The organism is Micromonospora sp. NPDC049799 (assembly GCF_040656655.1).
Taxonomy (GTDB): Bacteria; Actinomycetota; Actinomycetes; order Mycobacteriales; family Micromonosporaceae; genus Micromonospora.
The window spans coordinates 1-2,225 of the sequence record NZ_JBFAMU010000679.1 but is presented as its reverse complement, the minus strand read 5'-3'; the positions used below and the strand labels follow the sequence as shown (position 1 = coordinate 2,225).

Annotated in this window: 3 protein-coding genes; all 3 read right to left on the bottom strand. The window is 75.9% G+C overall.

What is annotated here, in order from left to right; genetic code table 11:
- A partial coding sequence (locus tag AB0I76_RS28180) for a fused MFS/spermidine synthase (RefSeq protein WP_357041645.1) occupies nt 1-628 on the bottom strand: 628 nt, incomplete at its 3' end.
- Nucleotides 628-1,578 (bottom strand): hypothetical protein, encoded by a 951-nt coding sequence (locus tag AB0I76_RS28175; protein WP_357041642.1) that lies wholly within the window; start codon nt 1,576-1,578, stop codon nt 628-630. The genes AB0I76_RS28180 and AB0I76_RS28175, both read right to left, overlap by 1 nt.
- A gap of 76 nt (nt 1,579-1,654) precedes the next feature.
- Nucleotides 1,655-2,225: SbcC/MukB-like Walker B domain-containing protein (locus AB0I76_RS28170; RefSeq protein WP_357041639.1), on the bottom strand; the 571-nt coding region annotated here is incomplete at its 5' end.

Sequence of the window (2,225 nt, the reverse complement as noted above, 5' to 3'; positions counted from 1 at the left end):
CGGAGACGAGCGCGGCGTGCGGCAGTACCGCCTGGACGGTCGCCACCTGCGCCCGGGCGTGCCGCAGCGGCGGGCCGTCGGCGACGTTGGCCAGGTACCAGCCGCCCGGCCGCAGCACCCGGGCCACCTCGGTGACGTACTCCACCGAGGTCAGGTGGGCCGGCGTACGCGCACCGGCGAAGACGTCGGCGACGACCACGTCCACACTGGCCTCCCGGGTGGCGGTGAGCACCGCCCGCGCGTCGCCGACGCGGACCTTCAACCGGCCGTCCGACGGCAACGGCAGCAGGCGGCGGACGAGGTCGACCAGGGCGCCGTCCACCTCGCACACCCGTTGGGTGGAGCCGGGACGGGTCGCCGCGACGTACCGGGGCAGGGTCAGCGCCCCACCGCCCAGGTGGAGCATCCGCAGTGGCGCGCCGGCCGGGGCCACCAGGTCCACGGCGGCGGCGAGCCGGCGCACGTACTCGAATTCCAGGTGCGTCGGATCGGTCAGGTCCACGTGGGACTGCGGTGCCCCGTCGAGCAGCAGCGTCCACGAGCCGGGCCGGTCCGGGTCGGGCACCAGCTCGGCCTGCCCGGTGTCGACCTGCTCGACCACCCGGTCGGCGGCCCTCTTGCGGCCCATCAGCGGCGCGGCCGGGCGGCGGCGGTCAGCACCCGGTGCAGCAGTCGCGCGTCGCCGAGCAGAGCGCGCAGGCGGCGTTCCAGCCCGGCGATGGGGACCAGGTTCTGCGGTGCGCGGGGATCCTTGTACGGCGTGGACGCGAACCGGGGGAGGGTGACCAGCGACAGGTCGGCCAGGGCGACCGCCTCGGTGACGTCCAGCTCGGCGGAGCACTCCACCCGTACGATGCCCGCCCACGGCGCGCCGGCCGCCACCGGCAGCCGCAGATACCAGGACCAGCCGCCCCAGGCCGTGCCGAGCCGGAACACCGGGGACCGCTCGCCCGGCGCCAGGCCGGTCACCACGGCGGTCAGCCGGGCGTCCAGGTACTGGCTGTGCTGGGTCTTGATGTAGCCGAGGGTGCGCGGCAGCTGCCGGCGGTTGCGCAGCGGCCCGTCGACCACCAGCAGGTCACCGTCGATCCGCGCGGCACCGGAGACCTCCACCTCCAGCGCGGTCAGCGGGCCCTGCACGGCGGCCGGCAGCTTGGCCAGCTCGCCGGTCCCGCCGACCCGGTGCACCGGGTAGTGGACGCTGCCCGCGACCACGTCCTGCGCCGACGGGCTGGCGGTGAACAGACCCCGACCGACCTTCGCGCCGGCGAGCTGCGCCGCGCCGCGTTCCAGGTCGCACCGCACCACCCCGGCGGCGTACGAGGCGGCGATGCCCGGGTAGGAGCCGCCGTCGTCCTCGGCCGTCCACACGCTGGCGTCGATCCGGCGTACCCCGTCGACCAGCAGCACCACGTCGGGTGCCCGCACGCCGGGGCGCGGGCCGATCGCCCGCCAGTCCACCGCCGGCACCTCGTGGTCGGGCTCCACCCGGGCACTGCTCGGCGCCGCCGGACCGCCACCGGCCTCGAACGACGCCCCGTACGCCGGGTCCCAGGCGTCGACGAAGAACCGGCTCACGCCGCCACCTCGCTCCGCTCGGCAGCGGCGCGAGCCGCCGGGCTGCTGAGCCTGATGGTTCGCTCGCGACGCTCGCTCACCGGCCGGTCCGCTCGACGCGCGCCGTCCGGGCGTCCTTGCTGACCTCGAACCGCACCGGGATGCGCTCGGCCAGCGCCGGCACGTGGGTGACCACGCCGACCATCCGGTCGCCCCGGGCGGCCAGGTTCTCCAGGGTGGCGGCCACCGTGTCCAGCGTGGCCACGTCGAGGGTGCCGAAGCCCTCGTCCAGCACGATCGACTCCAGGCTCGCCGCCGTCGTGGACATCCCGGCCAACTGCTCGGACAGGGCCAGCGCCAGCGCCAGCGACGCCTGGAAGGTCTCACCGCCGCTCAGGGTGCGCACGCCCCGGCGCAGGCCGGCGTCGTGGTGGTCGACCACGAAGAACTCGCCCTTGTCGTGCACCAGGTCGTACTGGTCGCCGGAGAGTTCCCGCAGGATCGCCGAGGCGCCGTCGACGAGCAGGTCGAGCGCCTCGGCGAGCAGCCACCGCTCGAAGTTGTTGGCCCGCAGGTGCCCGGCGAGGGCGCGCGCCACCTGCGCCTCGCGCTCGTGGACGGCCCGCTGGTCGCGCAGCTCGGCGGCCTGGTCGCGCCGCTCCACCAGC